This window comes from Streptomyces sp. H51 (assembly GCF_035656535.1).
Lineage (GTDB): Bacteria > Actinomycetota > Actinomycetes > Streptomycetales > Streptomycetaceae > Streptomyces.
The window spans coordinates 1-18,093 of record NZ_JAYMHD010000002.1 but is presented as its reverse complement, the minus strand read 5'-3'; the positions used below and the strand labels follow the sequence as shown (position 1 = coordinate 18,093).

Genomic DNA, 18,093 nt, shown 5'->3' with positions numbered 1-18,093 from the left:
TCGCATTCCTCCCAGGTGGAGCTGATCCGGGACGAGGTGATCGGTCTGCTGGAAGGGATCAGGCCGCGCACCGCCGACCTCGCCGCCCCCCCCCCCCGCACCGCGATTCGATCCGCCAGAACCTGTGCGTCCGTGACAGCCCTTTGCCATGATCCTTGCATGGGCTACGCAGACTCGTCCTCGCCTCATGGGCTCCCCGGCTGGTTACAGCGACTTCACAGAGATCCTGAAACCCCATCGGCACAGCGGCCCGCGGGGCCGGAGGCCGGGAGCTGGTACCGATTCGACGAGGCCGCCCTCACCGTAGGCGGAGTCCCCTTCGCTCAGGCCAAGGCCAGGCGCAACGGGAAGCGGGTGGGGATCGCGGTCAGGGTCCTGGACCCGGTGGTCCACGTCCGACTCCGCGTCAGCAGTACGCGCACCCTCGACGAGGTCGTCGACCTCGAGGACCACCCGTCCACCTCGTTCCAGTACGGCCGTGCTCCCGGCCTGGGCAGGGTGCTGGTCCACGGACCACACGCGACCGGCCTCCACCACCCCGGCTCATGGTGCCTGATCGACCGCCGCGGACTGATCCCGCATCAGGTCCGCCTGGACTGGATGGATGTGGAGGACCCGGCCTTCCGCGGGCGCCGCTGCCGGGAGCCCGACAAGGTCCTGACCCGCGAACTGCTGTCAGCCGTACGCCGGGACGAAGCCGGAGGACAGCAGTGAGCGGCCCCTCCTGGGAGGACGTGCTGGCGGAAGCGCGCGACGGACACGTCGGACCCGCCGTCTACCGGCTCACCCTCGACACGGCCAGGTCGATGAGCCGTCGCTACCCGGCGCAGATCTACTCGCCGGACGGCGTATGGAGCGACGACGCCCTGAGGGCGCTCGCGCATGAGTGCTTCGCGCGCCACCTACGGCCCGACCAGGTCGAATACCTGGCGCATCTCGTCGATGACATCCACGGTGCCCGGCGTTTCGTCGCGGGCAGGGTGAAGAGGACTCTCATCGACATCCGGCGTACCGACGTGGTCGACAATCTGCTCGGGCGTCTGCGCCGGCGCCTGGAGGAGACACCCGGCATCGTGTGCGACCGCCGGTACTGGCACCCGTGCGGCAGTCCGGCACCGATGCCGATGAGCGGACCGCTCATGGCCGAGCTGGTCTCCGCGATCGCGGTGATCCCCCGGCTCCGCGAGAATCCCTCGGTACAGGCACCGAAGGTGTTCGACGACGCCGGCCTCACGGCCGTGGCCGAGGTCCTCCTCAACCACAGGGGGAACGGCACCCTCGTCAGGGACGCGGAAGAAATTCTGCGACGTGCGCTGACACCTCTGGTCGTCTCGGCGCTCATCCCCAATGACGGGTCCTACGAACCCCCGCAGCAGGGCCCGACACCGGAGGAAGAGGTCATGGTGCGCGAGACCACGGATCAGATCGTGAGAGAACTCGGCAGGGAGGAGCTGCTGCTGCTCCGCTTGGTACTCGAAGGCTGGCGTGACGGTGCCGTGGCCGAGCACCTCGGGGTGAGCCGGCCGGCGGTCGTCCAGCGTCGCAGGCGTCTCGGCGAACGTCTCGGCACCTACCTGGAGCCGCTTGAGCCCGCGCTGGGAGAACGGGTGTCCGAGGAACTGGCCCATCGGCTGACCCATCATGGCTGAGAACACCGCACCGTCGTCGCGTCCCGCACCGGGGCAGATCCGGGTGATCCGCCCCGCGGGGAACACCGGCCCGCTTCCGAGCGGTCTGGCGGCCCGGCTGTTCCTGCTGACCGAGGTCCTCCCCCACGACGCTGTGATAGGGCATCTCGTCGACGACGACCCGGACAGCGCCGGTCCGGTCGATCTCGTCCTCGGACCCCGCTTCACAGGGCGGGACCATGCGCTGCGGGTTCACTGCGATCTCTCGGCCACGCTGCTGCACGAGCAACTCGGCCCGGAGCTGGCCAGGATCAGCCACAGCCTCGTGGAACTGGTCCAGGTCACGTACGCGACGGGCATGGTGCCGGAAGAACGGTTCGCCGACCTGTTCCCACGGGGCGCGCCCATCGGATCGCCGTTGGATCCCCGGCGTCATCACAAGCTCACCGACATGGCCGACCTGCGACTCCTCGGTTCCCCGGCCGTCCGGGCCTTCATGGACTCCGCGCCGGACGGGCCGGACATCACCGTGGTGGCCACGGCGATGCGCACCGAAGCCGTGACGGTGGTGCGCGAGCACCGGCTGGCAGCGGCGGGCGGCGGCCCGTTGGTCATCGATCCCTCCCGCCACATCTCCCCGACGCAGAAACCCGTCGAACTCACCGACACCCGGACCGGAACACGCCGGGCAGCGGTACGCATCCGCTCCTTCCACGACGACGACGTCCCCTTGGAGGTACTGCCCGTCCACGGCACCGTCGTACTGCTCGCCGCGCCGGACACCCCCTTGCCGACGGACCGATGGACACCCCTGCCGGCACAGACCGGTGACCCCGTGGAACACCTCCTCGAACAACACCTGCGCCTTCCGGCCGACCAGGAGACGGACTTCTGACGTCACGCACGCGTCGACGTCACCCCGGTGAACACTCACGTCTGCGGGCCTGGCCCCCGCAGTGACCTCAGGGAGGGGGGAGCACAGCGATGCTCGTCCGGGAAGCATGTGCGTACGGCTTGCTGGGTGCGGCCCTGATAGAAGCGTGGGATCTGCACACGGCGATCCATGTCAATCGTGGCTTCCCGTGGAAGAAGCGCGGCCGTCTCAAGCTGGCGCCCTATCTGACGGCCGCCGCGATACGGCTGCTCGTCAGCGCAGCGCTCACCGGCGTCTACGCGGCGTCCGGTCAGCTGGCCGGCGTGCTCAGCGCCGTGACCGTCGGGGTGGCCGCCCCGAAGATCCTCCAGAGCATCGCCCGGCGCTCACTCGGTCGGCCCGCCGGGGAGATCCCGGCCCAGGCATCTCCCCCGGGCGAGGGCACCGCCGCCTCGTCCGGCGGGCCGGTGCCGTCGTACCTGCCCGCAGACTCATCACAGCCGGCCACCACCTCGGAAGGGCCACAGGTCGATGCGCGCTGATTCCTTCGCCGGTCACGTCCTCGGGCACCTCGCACACGGCGCTTGCGTCGACGAGGCAGCCGGCCCCGGCCGGTCGCGTCACGGATTCCTCTACTGGCTGCGCGCCGCTCTGGCCTTCCAACCGGTCGTCGAGCCGCCGCCCGAGGAGACGTCCCGCGCCTCGGGGCACGGCTCCTCGGAGGCACCGGCGTCTTCTCACCAGGCCGTGACGCATGTCACCGTGGTGGCCACGGCGGTGCGCGCCGAAGCCGTGACAGTGGTGCGCGAGCACCGGCTGGCAGCGGCGGGCGGCGGCCCGTTGGTCATCGATCCCTCCCGCCACATCTCCCCGACGCAGAAACCCGTCGAACTCACCGACACCCGGACCGGAACACGCCGGGCAGCGGTACGCATCCGCTCCTTCCACGACGACGACGTCCCCCTGGAGGTACTGCCCGTCCACGGCACCGTCGTACTGCTCGCCGCGCCGGACACCCCCTTGCCGACGGACCGATGGACACCCCTGCCGGCACAGACCGGTGACCCCGTGGAACACCTCCTCGAACAACACCTGCGCCTTCCAGCCGACGACGAGGAGAACTGACTCTTGAATCAACCCTTGTCGCAGAGCAGCAGACAGCTCCTGCTCGGCGCCCTGCTGGGGATCGACGCGCTCCTCGACGATCCGGACCAGGTGCACCATGTCGAGCAGATACTCCTGGCGCTCGAACAGCAAGGGCGCCGCGGGATCGGTCTCTACGGTTACGGCCTCCCCAAGTGGCTGGTAACGGACGACAATCGCGGGCTCGGCGGCCTGATCAACAAGCTGCAGGACCGAAACGATCCCTACGGGAACGAGGAGAAGTGGAGCCGCCGCGACTGGCTCCATGAGCTGAAGGAACTGCAGCGGAAACTGCGGGACGTCGCGCGGCCGGACGCCTCGTTCCTGCACGGTCCGCTGAAGTACCAGAAGAGGCGGCTCGCCGCGGCGGACAGCACGTCCTGGCTCGAGCGGGCCGCGGCCGCCCGGGAGAATCTGTCACGTGCCGAGGCAGCGGTCGATCCGGATTCGATCCGGAGCCGTGAGGCTGCGCGACGCCTCCTCCAGACGGACATCGTGCTCTGCCGCGACGACGGACCCGTGCTCTACTCGCACCACAGCGCGCAGGACGGCGTGGTGATCCAGGCCGAAATCATTCCCGGCCCGTTGTCGGTGAACCCCGAGAGCGACACCGCCTCGGTTTCCCTCGCTCCCGTTCCCAAAGAACTCGACGGTTTCCGGACGTTGGCCCGGTCCTTCACGTTCCAGCGCAACGACACCTTCGTTCGGGGCATCGAGGAGGGGCTGCAAGCGGCAGCAGAGCTCCTCGAGTCGATCGGGGCCGACGGCCCCGGCCGCGCCGCGGCGAACGCCAAGGTCCGTCTCGCCGGACTGCTGTGCAGCGAGACGAGCCTGGTCGACCGCTCGGCCGGCCTCGCCATCGCGCTGGGGACGCTTCAGATGCTGGTCCCCGGACTGCCCTCGCCCAAGGTGCCCACCGCCGCCACCGGCTGCCTGCGACGGGACGAACGCCCACAGCGGGCCGGCGGGTGGCTCGTGGAAACCATGCAGCCGCAGATCGTCCAGGCGAAAGCGAGAGCGTTGGCCCACGACGGCGTGGTTCAACGGCTGATCGCGCCGATCGCGCCGCGACAGCAGAAGTCGTTCGGCTCCAGCCCCATCGACGTGGCGCCGGTGGGGAATCTGTCCCTCTTCGACGTCTGCTCCGCCGTCTGGGGGAACGACTGGACGCACGCTGTCGAGGAGATCCGCAGAGACGCCCTGAGCCAGTTCGGACTGGAGCAGGCGTGGCCGACGGAGGAGTGGCCGGGAGCCATCACGACCGGCGACGGCCGTCCTCTCGTCGCCCCGACCAGGCAGGCCGGGGAACTGGCCGACATCATCAAGAGCCGCCTGCACGAGGGCCACGGCCCGGACGGTCCCCGGCCGGTGGTGGTGTGCCCGCCGCCCGGCCACGCGCGGCGCACCGGGCGCACCTTCCTGGTCCGAGAGGTGGCCCAGCAGCTCGAAGGCGAGGAATGGCGGGTGCTCGCCCTGCGCCACACGGGTCTGGTGCCCCTCACGGAGGACGGGGTGTGCCGGGCGCTCGACATGTGCTCCCCCTCAGCGGGCGAAAAGGCCGAGACGTTGCTGGTCATCGACGACCTCACGTGGGAGGACGAGGACCTGGGCGTCCGGATCGACGAGCTCCTCCGGGACATCGCGGACCGGGCCAGGGCAGTCGTGCTGGCCGTCCCCGCCCCCCGGGCGGAGACGGGCACCATTCCGCCCTATCCCCGGCGCGACGACCTCTGGAAGATGCCTGCGGACAGGCAGACCAAGATCTCCCTGGTCCGCTCACTCGCTGCCCTGCTCCACCCTGGTGACGAGAGGGACCAGATTCCCAAGGAAGTGGTGAGCAGTCTGCTCACGCAGGCCCGAACCGATCTCTCCATGCTGGTGGCTCTCACCGGAGCGGCCTGCGAGCGGCGCCGCCAGACGGGTACGTGGTATTTCCTGGGGCGCGATCTTCTCCGTGGCGAGCTCTTCGCGGAGTGCCACGCGGCCGTGGACCGCTTCCTGGCCGTCGCCGACCGCACGGCGGCGGAGCAGAGCCTCGGCAGGCTCGCCGTGCTGTCCGTCTTCGACATACCGGTCCCGAAGGAACTGCTGCGCGACGTCGACGGGGGAACGCTGCTGGAATTCGGGGCGGTGAAGTACAGGGAGGGATGGACGCTTCCCCGCTTTCGCGCACTGCACGCACTGGCCAAACTCACGCGAAACAGTGCGGGCATCAGCGAGGAAATGACCAAGCAGTTCCACCTCAAAGAGGTGATCTACTCGCTGTGCGACGGCCGCGACCAGCCCACTCGCCACAGCTCGGAGTTCCTGCTCGAAATCCTCGAGAAAACGAAGGGGTGGCAACACTTCCCCGAGCTGATCCAGTTCACGTCCGCCAAACTGGTCGAATGGGCGAATGCCCCGAGCACGCCGGAACCGCTCCAACTGCTCCGCCTGGCCGAGCATCTGTCCCGCACGAAGACGGGAGACACCGGCCACGCAAAGACGGTAGTCGCGACCGCGGCGCACGTCTACTTCGGAAACAGCGCGTACGAGCCACCGGCGGCCGTGATCTCCGAAATCCTCGTCCGGCTGCGGAAGCACGACAAGAAGTGGCTGCTGGACAGGGGTGAGCGCAAAGCCGTGGACACACTGGTACGGCGTACCAGAAAACGCCTCGGCCGGATCCTGCAGGAATCTCCCAGCCTCGGCCAGAGAATGTTCCTCCTGCGCACACTCCTGCGTGACGCTCGCAGGGAGACGGCCTCCGCGGTTCAGCAGCACCTCGGGGACTGCTTCGACCTGCCCGGCCCCATGACAGCCCGTCGGTACACCCAGATCCTGCGCGCCCTCGACGACTTCGACCGACGCCCGCCGGCCGGCCGGCGCATTCGGTTCCACACGATCGCCCCGCTCCGAGAGCTGGCCGAGGGGGCGGAACCGGACGACCTCAAGACCTACCTGGCATGGCTCGCGCTGAGGGAGCGCCTCGCCACCGCGAGCCGACTCGACTGCGCCTACGCCGTCATGGAGGGCGCGCTGGTGGCCGACGGAGCGCGGGTGGCCCCCGCGAATCCGCCCGTCGCCCCGATCCCGCCCGCCCCCTCCCCGGTGGACGGCTGCCGGGCCCGCCTGGACGGGGCTTCGGCGTACGATCTCGTGAGCGGGCTCGGGTTGCTCCGGAGGCACGCGCCCACCGTGGGCCGCACGCTGCGCGCCGAGCTGAAGACGGACATCTCCCGGGTCATCCGGCAGGAGATGCTCGCGCTCGAGTCGAGTCCGGAGGCCCTGGCGGCCCTCGTGGCCGATGTCTCGTCAGCCGGCAAGCCGCTTCTGGAAGCGGTCCTGTACCCCCCGAGCAGGCTGCCGCAGAGGAACTTCGACGCCCAGTTGTGCGACTCCATGGCGTCCGCGATCCGTGGGTCCATGCGTCTGGACGTCTGCGCCCGGCTCCTTTCCACGACAACCGGGCTGGACGAGCAGTACGGCCTGTCCGGGAGCGGCTTCGCCGCGCACCTCGCCGGCCAACTCGGCCAGGAGCTGTTCCAGCAGGTACTCGAGGACCAGGGGCCTCAGCGAACCGACCTGGCGAGTCAACTGCTCCGCGCTCTGGGGCGCACCGACACGGCCTGGTTCCCGGCGATTCTCGCCCGGAACGAGCAGTATCTGTGCGACATGCTGTGCCGCTCCTGGACCTCGGACTCCGCACAGCTCGCCATCGCACTCGTGCACGTGAGCCGATCCACCCACGGCCCCGACATCGTGCACACCCTCGCCGAGGACGAGGAGGTGGCGGAAGCCATCCTCGAACGTATGCGTGGAATGTCGCAGCCGGATCTCCTCGCCGACTTCCACCGCCTGGCGCTGCTCCTTGAAGGAGATCTCGCCACAAGATTCTCCGAGGACTACGAAGAAGTCCTCCGGGACAGTTTCGGAATACACAACAAGGAGAGCCTCCTCAAGCAACTCCATGCGTTCCAGGCGGTTGCTCCGACCCTGTACCGGGCCAAGGCCGATCCAGACATCTCCATCCTTGCGACTCGGACACTGGATCTTCTGGAGGCTCCCCAGGAGCTGGCGGGCGCCCGTGAACTGGCAGCGACCGCCGACATACTCATGAAAACATCGCCGGCCCTCCTCCCAAGACTGTCCGGAATATTCAAAGAACGCGTCGACGAGATCATCGAGATTTCCGACGAGAGCGGCATCGTCGACGGTATCGGCCTGCTCGAGAAAGCGGCAGCACTGGTCCCGGGCGAGATCAGCCGACTCAGCCGGGAGGAGCGACTGCGGGGAATCATCCGCAACTGGTGGAGGGATGCCTACGGGGAGACCAACCAGACGGAGCGACTCGATCTGCTGAATCGCATCGGCCGCCTGGCTCCTCAGACAGCCCCTGCCGAGCTCTGGGAATCCCTCGCAGCCGACGGCTGGGCACGCAGCCGACCGCCGGTGGCGGAACAAGCGCTGTTCCTCCGTGGTGCCGTACGCCAAAGCCCGGTGACCGCCGCGACGGTGGGCGAAGGACTCGTAGAACACGGGCTCACCGGATGGCTGTCTCGCGGTGTGGCGTCGGACATGCACCCCGGGGCCGTCATCGCGGCGCTGCTGAAGATCGCCGGCCGGTCCGATCTCGCCCACGATGTCGCGATGTCGATCGCGGCATCGCCCGGACTCGGCAAACTGAGCGCCACTGATCTCGTCCGTATCGTCCCTCCCCTCGCCTACGCCTCGCCGCAGGCGCTGCTTACGGCCGCAGCCGCTGTCGAGGGCCGCCTCCTCGAAATCTGCCACCAGACGTGGAGCACCGACGACCAGTCACTCGCCCGGGACGTCGGTTGGCTGGCCTTCTGGCTCCACCGGGCCGGCGCTCCGGTGGACCTCCCGGAGCTGCCTCTGGCAGTGCGGCGGATTCACGACCTGCCGACTCGGACATGGGCGGCGGGTTGGTTCAGGCCGCGTCCCTGGGTCGACGCTCTGCTCGACACGTGGGCCGAGCGGAACCCCGGACCCCCGGCGGCACCGGGTGAGGCGAGCCATTCCCTTGCCGTGCTGGTCCGCACCGGCCGAGGACCGGCGCGTGGCGATGAGCATCGCTGGCGGCACGCGTTCCAGGCCACGCCCGCCGAGCTGCTCCCCCTGCTTCACCAGCTCGATACCGATCCGGAGGCCCGGAGGGCGTTTTCCGGCGAGCTCGCCGCCCTGCGGACTCGTCTCAGCACAGCGGCATGGGCGGCGGCTCCGTCCGCTCACGCCGCGCTGCTCCTCGCCTAGGCGGGCACGACTCCCCGAAGACTCCCGCCACCGCACCGCGGCGGTGGACACCGGCGGAAAGGGGCCCCGGATGCCCGAGGCCCCCTTCGTCGTATGCCGTGCAAGGGCGTTGCCCTTCAGCAGGTCAGGCACGCAACGCGCCCGCTGACCTCGGTGGGGCGGGTGGGACCCGAACCACGGCCGACGGATCACGAGTCCTTCGAGGATCTTGGCGACCCTTGTCGGTCAACGCTCATCTTGGCCGTTTCCCCAGGCCGGACGAGGTCTGACGGGTACGTCCCGTTGTCCTTGGCCGCCGGCGACGGCCCCATGGCCCGCCGCCCACGGCTCCCCGCGCGGCGGTGCGCGCATCACCCAGGTGCCTCCGGCGAGCGGGGCGAGCGTGCCGTCGGCGAGGAGGTCCAGGGCCTCGTCGAGGGTGCGGGCCACGTGCGGGGTGGTGGTCATGTCCTCAACTCCCCTACTGGCAAGGGGGCGCACCCGGCGCCGTAGGCTACCGGGTGCACCCGTGTCCTCAGACCGCGGTCGTCACCACGTCCGTCTCTGCGGCGGCGGGGGCGCTCTTCGTCCCGAGGACCGCGCGCAGTGCCGCATAGACTCCGGCCGCGCAGAGGGCCGTGAGGATCGGCCCCCAGGTGCTCCCCCACGCGGGTCCGGTCTCCAGGACGATCAGCCCGACCGCGGAGCCGACGCCCCAGCCGAGCACGCCGGGCAGCGACACCATCCCGGTGGTGCGGTTCTGGGCCTGGGCCGGGTCGATGCCCTGGCGCCGGTCGAACGCGACGTGCACGAGGGCGATCGCCACCCAGCCGGTCACCAGGACGCCCTGCCAGTTCAGGGCCGTGAGGATGTAGCTGAACACGTTCGTCAGCATGATCGAGAACATGATCACGCTTCCGACCAGCACCCACACCACACGCGGCAGTCGGAGCCGGAACACCGTGCGGCCGAGGATCTCCAGGTTGCTGGAGGCCAGGAAGTAGTTCGCTGTGTTGATCCGGGTCTGGCTGACGAGCACCAGCAGCACGGCCCAGATGCCCATCACGTGGGTGAGCGCGACCGCGACGCCGCCCTCGCTGACGGTGCTGCCCACGAAGCTGCGCAGCGCGTGCGAGAGGAAGATGCCGACCAAACCGTTGACCAGGAAGGTCACCGTGTAGAAGACCCATCCGAAGGTCACGTCGGTGTGGAAGCGGCGGTCCTGCGCCCGGCCGAGCTGGGCGAAGTCCACCGTGTACATCATCAGGATCCACACGCCCATGTAGATGCCGAAGGCCATCAGCCACCCGGGGCCGCCCGAGGCGAACGGGATGCTGTCCTGCGCGCCGAAGCCGGTCCACCCGGAGGGCCTTCCGGACACCGCGGCCACGATCACCGCGGCGATCAGGCCCGCCGTGTACAGCGGCAGGAGCAGGCCGTTGAGTTTGTCGAGCCAGTTGCGGACGCCGCCGAAGACCAGCGGTGTCGCGTAGGCGACGACGACGAAGTACCAGACGTTCATCGACCAGCCGAGGCTGTCACGGGTGTAGGACTCCAGGGTGGCCGCGATGATCGAGCCCTCGAAGACGCCGTAGTAGAGCGCGGTGGCCGCGAAGACGAGGGTCGCGAGGACCGATCCGACCTTGCCGAACAGCAGTTGGGAGAACCGCTGGACGCCGAAGCCGGTGTCGATGGCGTAACCGGCCAGCACCTTGTTCACCACGCCGTACACCGCGACGGTGAGGAGGAGACCGATGAGGGTGTCGGTGAAGCCGACGTACGACGCCACCAGTCCCGCGATGTAGAGGTAGAACATCGCCGAGACCAGCGACCACCAGCCCATCATCAAGGACAGGCGGGGAATTCTACCGGCGGGTGAACCGCCGGTATCCGTACCGGAGTTCTGTGTGGGTGCAGCAGGCATGACTGATCCTTCTCCGTTCCAGGGGAGGCCCACGAGCGGTGCGGGCCGGGGAGGACCGACGCTCCTGAGCGCGCGCCGGTAAGTGGGATCCGTGCGGGGAAGTGCGCCCCGAGAGCGGGGACTTGGTCACGCCCAGTGGGCGAGCGCGCGGTCGCGCAGGGTGCTGCGGAACTGGTCCGTGGTCTCGCGCAGGAGTTCTCCGGTGCCCCAGTCGACGATGACGCCGTAGCGGCGGATCATGTCGAGCATGTCGACCTCGCCGGCGCGGTAGGCCCGGGCCAGTTCCTCGGGGTCCTCTTCCAGCCAGCCGGCGCGGGCGATCGCGATCTCGGCCCGCAGTGCGTCGGTGGCCCGCTGGTCCAGCGCGTACTCGTCGAGCTCCGGGCGCACCGGCCGGATCACCACGCCGTAGTCCTTGGCGGCGCGTTCGAGGGAGACGTAGCCGTCGATCACGTCCTCGACGACGAGTTCGGGATCGCGTCGCAGCGGGTCGCCGTATCCGCCGCCGCCGGCCGACGGGCGGGTGAAGGTGTCGCCGGACTCGACGGTGACGTTGGAGAAGACGCTGCCGAGGAAGCGTTCTTCCTGGGTGCCCTTGTTGAGCCAGACACCGTGCGGGACGGACGGCAGGCCGCCCTCGATGCCCCAGGTGATCGAGCGGGCGCGGTCGCAGCAGTACGACATGACGGTCTTCTCGGCGTCGGTGAGCAGGCCGCCCTTGTCCACTCCGCAGCCGCCGCGGTACATACCCGGACCGCCCGAGTCGGTGGTGATGCTGTGCGTCGTGGTGAGTACCGGGCAGAGCCGCTCCTGGCCCTCCAGGGGCTGCACCGCGAGGCCCGGCCCGAACACCGGGGAGGTGGCGTTGGAGCCGTCCTTGGTGCGGCGGCCGCCCCAGCCGCCGGCCATCCAGTCGTACCACATGAAGTAGGGCCGTTCCTCGGTCCGGCCGTCGCGCCCGCCGACCAGCAGGTATTCGAGGTTGAACGAGCAGGCCATGGCCCGTTCGGGAAGGATCCGCGACCAGATCTCGATGATCGCGTTCATCAGTTTCTCGTACGCGCCCGAGCAGAATCCGGTGACGGCGATGGGCCAGCCGGCGTTCACCACCGTGCCCTCGGGGCCGAGGTCGCCGAGGACCACGCGGTAGAAGCCGGAGTTCAGCGGGACGTCGGGGAAGAAGGTCTTGGTACCGGCGTAGAGCGCCGAGTACGTGGCGCCGTAGCCGCTGTTGAGGAAGGTCGCGACGGCGGGAGCGCTGCCGGACAGGTCGTAGGCGACCGTGCTGCCCTCGATGGTCATCTTGACGTGGATCGGGACGAGGCCCTCCTCGCTGCCGGGGTCGGCGTCGAGGTGGTCGACGGCCTCCCAGGTTCCGTCGGGGAGTTCGGCGACCTTGCTGCGGACGAGGTCCTCGACGTAGTCCTGGACCTCGGCCATCGCCGCGACGATGGTGTCCTTGCCGTAGCGGTCGACGAGCCGGAGCAGTTCCCGCTCGCACACCGCGGTCGCCTCCGACTGGGCGTGCAGGTCGCCGAGGCCGACGAACGGGGAGCGGGTGTTCTGCACGATCAGCTGGGCGACGTCGTGGCGGAAGACGCCACGGTCCCAGATCTTCAGCGCCGGGATGCGCAGGCCCTCCCCGAAGTGCTCCTTGGCGGTGACGTCGAAGGAGCCGGGGACGGTGCCGCCGACGTCGGCCCAGTGGCCCTTGTTCTGGGCGAACCCGATGATCTCGTCGTCGACGAAGATCGGCCGGATGAAGCTGATGTCATTGAAGTGGGTGCCGCCCCGGTAGGGGTCGTTGATGGCGAAGACGTCCCCGGGGTTGATGTCGTCGCCGAAGTACTCGATGACGGCCTTGCACTGGAAGTGCAAGGTGCCGACGTGCACGGCGATGTCCTGGCTGCCCTGCATGACCGTGTTGCCCCGGGCGTCGCACAGCGCCGAGGAGAAGTCACGGCAGTAGATGACGAACGAGTAGCAGGTGCGCAGGATCTGCTCGCTCATCAGGTCGACCGAGGTCGTGAACGCGTTCTTCAGTACCTCGAAGGTCACCGGATCGAGCGTCCGCTCGTGGTGCTCGGTGATGCTCACGTCAGGCCTCCTGGAGGTGGATGCGGATGTTCAGCCAGGCGTCGATCTCGGCCTCGGCGCGGGGTGGGACGACGGTGGTGGAGTCCAGCTGCTCGACGATCACAGGGCCCTGGAGGCGGGTGCCGGCCGGCAGGTCGTCGCGGTGGTGGATGCCGGTCTCGACCCAGCCGGTGTCGGCGAACCAGACCTTCCGTGTCGACGCCGGCTCGGGTGCCGGGCCGTCGGCGAGGTCGTGCGCGACGAACGCGGGCTTCGGCGTGACACCGGTGGCCTGCAGGCCGAGCTGGTAGATCTCGACCGGGGTGTCGTCCCGGCGGAACGCGAACTCGCGCTCGTGCTCCTCGTGGAACCTCTCGACCGCTTCGGCGAGGGCGCCCGGCCCCGATCCGCAGGGGACGACCAGGGAGCGCCACTGGCCCTGGTAGCGCATGGAGGCGTTGCGCTGGAGCACCGCGTGCTCGGCCGGGACGCCCTCGTGGCCCAGGCGTTGCGAGGCCTCCCGCTCCAGTTCCTGGAAGCCGCGTTCGAATTCTTCCTCGTCGGCTTGGTGCGCCAGGCAGGAGAACATCGCGGACAGGTCGTGGCGGATGTCGACGAGCAGGCAGCCGAGCGCGGAGGTCACGCCCGGGTTCGGTGGGACGATCACGGTCGGGATGCTGAGCTGGCGGGCGACCTCGGCGCCGTGCAGGGCGCCCGCGCCGCCGAACGCGACGAGCGCGAAGTCGCGGGGGTCGTAGCCGCGCCGGATGGAGACCAGCCGGACCGCGTCGGCCATGTTGGCGTTGGCGACCTCGACGATCGCACCCGCCGCCTCGGCGAGTTCGAGCCCCAGCGGCTCGGCGATCTTCTTGACGGCCTTCTCCGCCAGCTCGGGCTGGAGCGACTTGGCGCCTCCGGCGAGGCTGATACCGAGCCTGCCCAGGAAGAGGTTGGCGTCGGTGTTGGTGGCCTCCTCGCCGCCGGCGGCGTAGCAGGCGGGTCCCGGGGTCGCGCCGGCCGACTGCGGGCCGTTGCGCAGCGAGTCGGCCTCGTCGATCCAGGCCAGGGAGCCGCCGCCGGCACCGATCGTGAGAACCTCGATGCTGGGGAAGATGATCGGGTAGCCGTACTCCACGGACCACTCCTTGGTGGTGCGCAGCTCCCCTTCGTGCACCAGGCAGATGTCGGTGCTGGTGCCGCCCATGTCGAGCCCGATGGCGTTCGGGTACCCGCACTGCGCGGCGACGTGCCGGGCGGCGATGGCACCGGCCGCGATGCCCGAGGCCGCGAGCCGCACGGGGAACCGGCCCACCATGCGGGGTGTCATCGAGCCGCCGCCGGAATGCAGCAGGAGCAGATCGCCGCCGTACCCGCCCGCGCCGAGCCGGTCGGCCAGCCGGTCGACGTACCCGGTGACCAGCGGGGCGAGCACGGCGTTGGCGACGGTGGTGTTGAAGCGTTCGTACTCGAAGATCTCGGGCAGGATCGCCGCCGACGTGGACACGCTCGCGTCGGGAAGCTCCTCGGCGAGGATCTGCGCCATGCGCAGTTCGTGCTCACCGTTGGCGTAGGAGTTGACGAAGCAGACCGCGACGGTGGTCACACCGCGCCGGGCCAGCAGCCGGGCGAGCTGGCGGGCCTCCTCCTCGTCGAGCGGGGTGACGATCCGGCCTTCGGCGTCGATCCGCTCGGACACCTCGAAGCGGTCGCGACGCCGGATGTACGGACGCGCCACGTCCGAGTAGGCGTCCCAGAGGTCGTCCTTCGTCCCGTCCCGAATCTCCAGTACGTCCCTGAAGCCCCGGGTGGTCACCATGGCGGCGGCCGGGAAGCGGCGGGTGATGAGCGCGTTGGTCGCGACGGTGGTCCCGTGGGAGAACAGGCTGACGTCCGCCAGGTCGATGCCGGCCCGCTCGATTCCGGCGACGACCGCACGCATCGGGTCCGCCGGAGTGGACGGCACCTTGGTCACGCGGGTCGCGTGGGCCTGCTCGTCGAAGATGCAGACGTCGGTGAAGGTGCCGCCGACGTCGACGGCCACACGAAGTTTCGGCACAAGTGCTCCTGATGCTCCTGATGTGGTAAGCGCCGCGATTGCGGAGTGGAGAACAGAATGGGGGAGCTGCGGCCACCGGTCGACGTGAGATGTACCAAGTCGGGGGCACGATCTTGTGCAGCAGAACAAAATTTGCTTGGCTTCGGGGGTGCCACCGGCTCGAAACATCACCGTGCGAAGGTTGCTCGGGGAGCGTCATCTCGGTCTGAGGACCGTCAACGAAGGTGACCTCGAGCGCCGGGTCCGTGGTGCGCACTCGATGGAGATCGAGGGTGCGGGGCAATGGCTTCGCCGGGACTGGCTGATGCTGACCACGGGCCTGCGCTTCGTCGGCCTGCCGGACGCCGACCGGCACCAGGCCGCGCTGGTGGAGGAGCTTGTCCGGTGCGAGGCCGCGGCGCTGCTGTTCGGCATCGGCGTCCACTTCCAGGAGGTCCCGCCCGCCCTGCGCCGGGCCGCGGAAGCCGCCGGCCTGAACCTGCTCACGGTCGACCCGTCGGTGCCGTTCCTGCAGATCGAGCAGTACGTCTACGAGTCCGAGCTGTCCTCGGACGCCTATTCGCTGCGGCAGCGGCTGCGCATCCAGGAGGACCTGCTGGAGGCGCTCGCCGCGGACCAGCCGGTCAAGGCCCTGGTGCACCGGATCGGCGCCCTCACCCACGGCGCGGCCATCCTCTACGAGGAGTCCGGGCGGGTGGTCGAGTCCACGGGGCAGGGGCCGACCGTGCTCATCTGGAGCGCCGTGCGCGCGGGCAGCAGCAATGGCGGCCGGCAGGGATTCACCGTCGGCCGCTGGCACGTGGCGGCGCGCCCGGTGGCCCTGCGCGGTGTCGGCTACTGGATCGCCGTCGCCTCGCGCCGTGAGCAGGTCATCGACGAACTGGGCCGGCCGATCCTGGACGCGACCCAGAAACTGCTGGGAGCGATGCGGGGACTGCGCGCCCTGACGGTGGCCCAGTCGGTGACCGAGGCCGCCGAGATCCTTCGTACGATCCGGTCGGGCATGACCCCCGACACGGCCAGTCGCGTCTGGGACCGGCTGCGCTCCTTCCGGTTCGAGCGGGACCGGTCGATGCGGGCGTTCGTGGCCGTCCCCACGCTCCCCGCGCCCTCCGCACCCGACGACGCCCCGGCGCCGGCCCAGGCCGACCGCAGGGACGTCGTCCTGGAGCTGGCCCAGACCTACGGTCTGCCGCTCGTCCTGGAAGCCGACGAGTCAGGCGGCTTCAGTGGTCTCGCCGGTGACCGCGTCGTACTCGACGACTGGCTGCGGGACGCGGCCCGCACGCACCACGTCGGACTGAGCGAGCCGTTCGACGACCTCCACCTCGCCCGTGCCCGGACCAGGGACGCCGAGCGGGCGCTCAGGGTGGCCCTGCGACGCCGGCACTCCGGCATCGGCACGGACACTCCCGAAGAGGCCGGACGGCCGGGTTCGATCCTGCGTTTCGAGGACGTCGACCTCGTCACCTGGCTGCTCGCCAGCCGCTCGCCCGACGCGGTCGCGGCGAAGTCGCGCCAGCAGCTCGGCGACCTGCTCGACCGTGCGGACCTGACCGCGACGGTGGCCGCCTACCTGGCCTGCAACCTCGACGTCCGCGCCACCGCCGAGGCGATGTTCCTGCACCCCAACTCGGTGCGATACCGGCTGCGTCGCGTCGAGGAACTGCTCGGCGGTACGCCGATCACGTCTGCGGTGGTCGTCGCCAATCTCTACCTGGCGCTCCACGACCAGCTGGCGGAGCCGCCTCACCTGTAAGCGCGATGCGGGATCCCGCAAGGAACATGAGCGACACCACCACCCCTGGCCCGCGAAGGCTTCCCTTGGCCGCCGCCGCACAAGAGGCGGGACTCGCCCTGCCCGACCACGGCCGCGGTCGCTCCGTGCGCTTGCGCCGGCCAGCGGGCTGGTCCGTTCCAGCAAGGGCCGATGCACCGGCGCTCCCCTCCGGCCCCGCCGCGTTCGGGGGGACCGACGGGCCACCGGACACACCCGCGGAACCCGGCAGGACGGCGGACTCGAAGACCGCCGGGCGGCACTCCCCGCTCCTCACGTCCTGCCGGCATCCCGGATTCGGCGTCCAGCAGCGGATCCAGCCCCTTGCGTGAACGCCCTGGATCCGCACCTCCGCTGAGGCGTTTCCGCTGCTCGCAAGCCTGCACAGTGGGGCGGGTGGGACTCGAACCCACGGCCGACGGATTATGAGTCCGCTGCTCTAACCGGCTGAGCTACCGCCCCATAACGGCGTGTCGCGTACATGTGTGCGCGCCGTCTGCCGCAGCATAGCCGGTCATACGATCTCCTGCCTCGGATGGTCGACTTCCCCGCCCGTGGGGAGCGCGCCGCGGCCTGCGCGGATGCGCCGAACATGAAAAAGGACCCCGCCGGGGTCCTCGTTCAGCGTGCTCCCCCGACTGGACTCGAACCAGTAACCTGCCGGTTAACAGCCGGCTGCTCTGCCAATTGAGCTACGGAGGACCGAGCTCCCCCGACTGGACTCGAACCAGTAACCTGCCGGTTAACAGCCGGCTGCTCTGCCAATTGAGCTACGGAGGAATGCCTCGTTGCATCGAACGTACCGACCTGGGTATTCGCCAGGGGGCGGACGCTCGCTGCGACACATACATTAGCGCAAGCAGGGGGGTGCTCCGCCAATCGGTTCCCCACCCCGGCACCGACGCGCACCGAAGACCCACACGAGGGAAGGCTGGCCGCCATGCGCTACAAGCTCACGTTCGTCGTCGGGCTGGCTCTGGGTTACGTCCTGGGCACGAAGGCCGGACGCGAACGCTATGAGCAGCTGAAGAAGTCCGCACGCCGGATCGCGCAGAACCCGGCCGTCCGCAACACGGCGGAGTCGGCGGCGCAGCAGGGCCGCCAGTTCGCGGGCAAGGCGTACCACGTGGTGAGCGAGAAGGTCGGCGACCGCGTCCCCGACTCCGTCGCCGAGCGGGTCCGCTCCCTGCGCGACCGCGGCACCGGTGGCACGGCGGCCGACGACTGGGGCACCAGCGCCACCTAGGGGGTACCCGGCGGATCAGGTCGGAGGGCGGCCGGTGGGCGCGGGAAACCGCGCCCACCGGGGCACGTCGAGGGTGTCCTGCCCCCTGACGACGACCGGCGCGGCGGCGAACCGCTCCGGCCCGCGGCCGGGGGCGT

At 69.7% G+C, this 18,093-nt stretch carries 12 protein-coding genes and 3 tRNA genes; 8 read left to right on the top strand and 7 right to left on the bottom strand.

Annotated features, from left to right (window positions below; translation table 11 throughout):
- Positions 1-354 precede the first annotated feature (354 nt).
- The 6 genes from VKA29_RS00080 to VKA29_RS00055 all read left to right on the top strand — a co-directional run bounded on the left by VKA29_RS00080 (position 355) and on the right by VKA29_RS00055 (position 8,898).
- Complete coding sequence (locus tag VKA29_RS00080; protein ID WP_324783023.1) at positions 355-714, top strand: hypothetical protein; 360 nt, start codon at positions 355-357, stop codon at positions 712-714.
- Positions 711-1,649 (top strand): hypothetical protein, encoded by a 939-nt coding sequence (locus VKA29_RS00075; RefSeq protein WP_324783022.1) that lies wholly within the window; start codon positions 711-713, stop codon positions 1,647-1,649. Before VKA29_RS00080 ends, VKA29_RS00075 begins: the two co-directional genes overlap by 4 nt.
- Positions 1,642-2,523 (top strand): hypothetical protein, encoded by an 882-nt coding sequence (locus VKA29_RS00070; protein ID WP_324783021.1) that lies wholly within the window; start codon positions 1,642-1,644, stop codon positions 2,521-2,523. Before VKA29_RS00075 ends, VKA29_RS00070 begins: the two co-directional genes overlap by 8 nt.
- 119 nt (positions 2,524-2,642) lie before the next feature.
- The gene (locus tag VKA29_RS00065) at positions 2,643-3,044 is read left to right on the top strand and encodes a hypothetical protein (protein ID WP_324783020.1); all 402 of its coding nucleotides are present in this window, start codon (positions 2,643-2,645) and stop codon (positions 3,042-3,044) included.
- Positions 3,034-3,627: a hypothetical protein gene (locus VKA29_RS00060; RefSeq protein WP_324783019.1), complete on the top strand. Its 594-nt coding sequence runs from the start codon at positions 3,034-3,036 to the stop codon at positions 3,625-3,627. Before VKA29_RS00065 ends, VKA29_RS00060 begins: the two co-directional genes overlap by 11 nt.
- A 15-nt stretch (positions 3,628-3,642) precedes the next feature.
- On the top strand, positions 3,643-8,898 hold the full coding sequence (locus VKA29_RS00055; protein WP_324783018.1) for a hypothetical protein: 5,256 nt from the start codon (positions 3,643-3,645) through the stop codon (positions 8,896-8,898).
- A gap of 225 nt (positions 8,899-9,123) precedes the next feature.
- On the opposite strand, the gene VKA29_RS00050 is transcribed toward VKA29_RS00055, so the two are convergent.
- The 4 genes from VKA29_RS00050 to VKA29_RS00035 form a co-directional block, all read right to left on the bottom strand.
- On the bottom strand, positions 9,124-9,345 hold the full coding sequence (locus VKA29_RS00050; RefSeq protein ID WP_324783017.1) for a hypothetical protein: 222 nt from the start codon (positions 9,343-9,345) through the stop codon (positions 9,124-9,126).
- 67 nt (positions 9,346-9,412) lie between these two features.
- Positions 9,413-10,801 carry a hypothetical protein gene (locus VKA29_RS00045; RefSeq protein ID WP_324783016.1) on the bottom strand — a complete coding sequence of 463 codons (1,389 nt, stop codon included), beginning with the start codon at positions 10,799-10,801 and terminating at the stop codon, positions 9,413-9,415.
- 126 nt (positions 10,802-10,927) lie between these two features.
- Positions 10,928-12,898 (bottom strand): hydantoinase B/oxoprolinase family protein, encoded by a 1,971-nt coding sequence (locus VKA29_RS00040; protein ID WP_324783015.1) that lies wholly within the window; start codon positions 12,896-12,898, stop codon positions 10,928-10,930.
- 1 nt (position 12,899) lies between these two features.
- Positions 12,900-14,933 carry a hydantoinase/oxoprolinase family protein gene (locus VKA29_RS00035; RefSeq protein WP_324783014.1) on the bottom strand — a complete coding sequence of 678 codons (2,034 nt, stop codon included), beginning with the start codon at positions 14,931-14,933 and terminating at the stop codon, positions 12,900-12,902.
- Positions 14,934-15,048: 115 nt separating this feature from the next.
- Between VKA29_RS00035 and VKA29_RS00030 the strand changes: the two genes are divergently transcribed.
- Entirely contained in the window at positions 15,049-16,692 is a 1,644-nt protein-coding gene (locus VKA29_RS00030) for a PucR family transcriptional regulator (protein ID WP_324783013.1), read from the top strand.
- Between the two features lie 406 nt (positions 16,693-17,098).
- Here VKA29_RS00030 and VKA29_RS00025 read toward each other — a convergent pair.
- From VKA29_RS00025 to VKA29_RS00015, 3 genes are all read right to left on the bottom strand, one after another.
- Positions 17,099-17,172: transfer RNA gene (locus VKA29_RS00025), tRNA-Ile, on the bottom strand.
- A gap of 167 nt (positions 17,173-17,339) precedes the next feature.
- A tRNA-Asn gene (locus VKA29_RS00020) sits at positions 17,340-17,412 on the bottom strand.
- Between the two features lie 5 nt (positions 17,413-17,417).
- A tRNA-Asn gene (locus tag VKA29_RS00015) sits at positions 17,418-17,490 on the bottom strand.
- A 160-nt stretch (positions 17,491-17,650) separates the two neighbouring features.
- Here VKA29_RS00015 and VKA29_RS00010 point away from each other — a divergent pair.
- Positions 17,651-17,956: a YtxH domain-containing protein gene (locus VKA29_RS00010; protein WP_324783012.1), complete on the top strand. Its 306-nt coding sequence runs from the start codon at positions 17,651-17,653 to the stop codon at positions 17,954-17,956.
- Positions 17,957-18,093 lie beyond the last annotated feature (137 nt).

Excerpts from the sequence above, each read along its gene's own strand:
- VKA29_RS00050 (WP_324783017.1), bottom strand. The coding sequence starts at position 9,345 with ATGACCACCACCCCGCACGTGGCCCGCACCCTCGACGAGGCCCTGGAC.
- VKA29_RS00045 (WP_324783016.1), bottom strand. The coding sequence starts at position 10,801 with ATGCCTGCTGCACCCACACAGAACTCCGGTACGGATACCGGCGGTTCA.
- VKA29_RS00060 (WP_324783019.1), top strand. The coding sequence starts at position 3,034 with ATGCGCGCTGATTCCTTCGCCGGTCACGTCCTCGGGCACCTCGCACAC.
- VKA29_RS00070 (WP_324783021.1), top strand. The coding sequence starts at position 1,642 with ATGGCTGAGAACACCGCACCGTCGTCGCGTCCCGCACCGGGGCAGATC.
- VKA29_RS00010 (WP_324783012.1), top strand. The coding sequence starts at position 17,651 with ATGCGCTACAAGCTCACGTTCGTCGTCGGGCTGGCTCTGGGTTACGTC.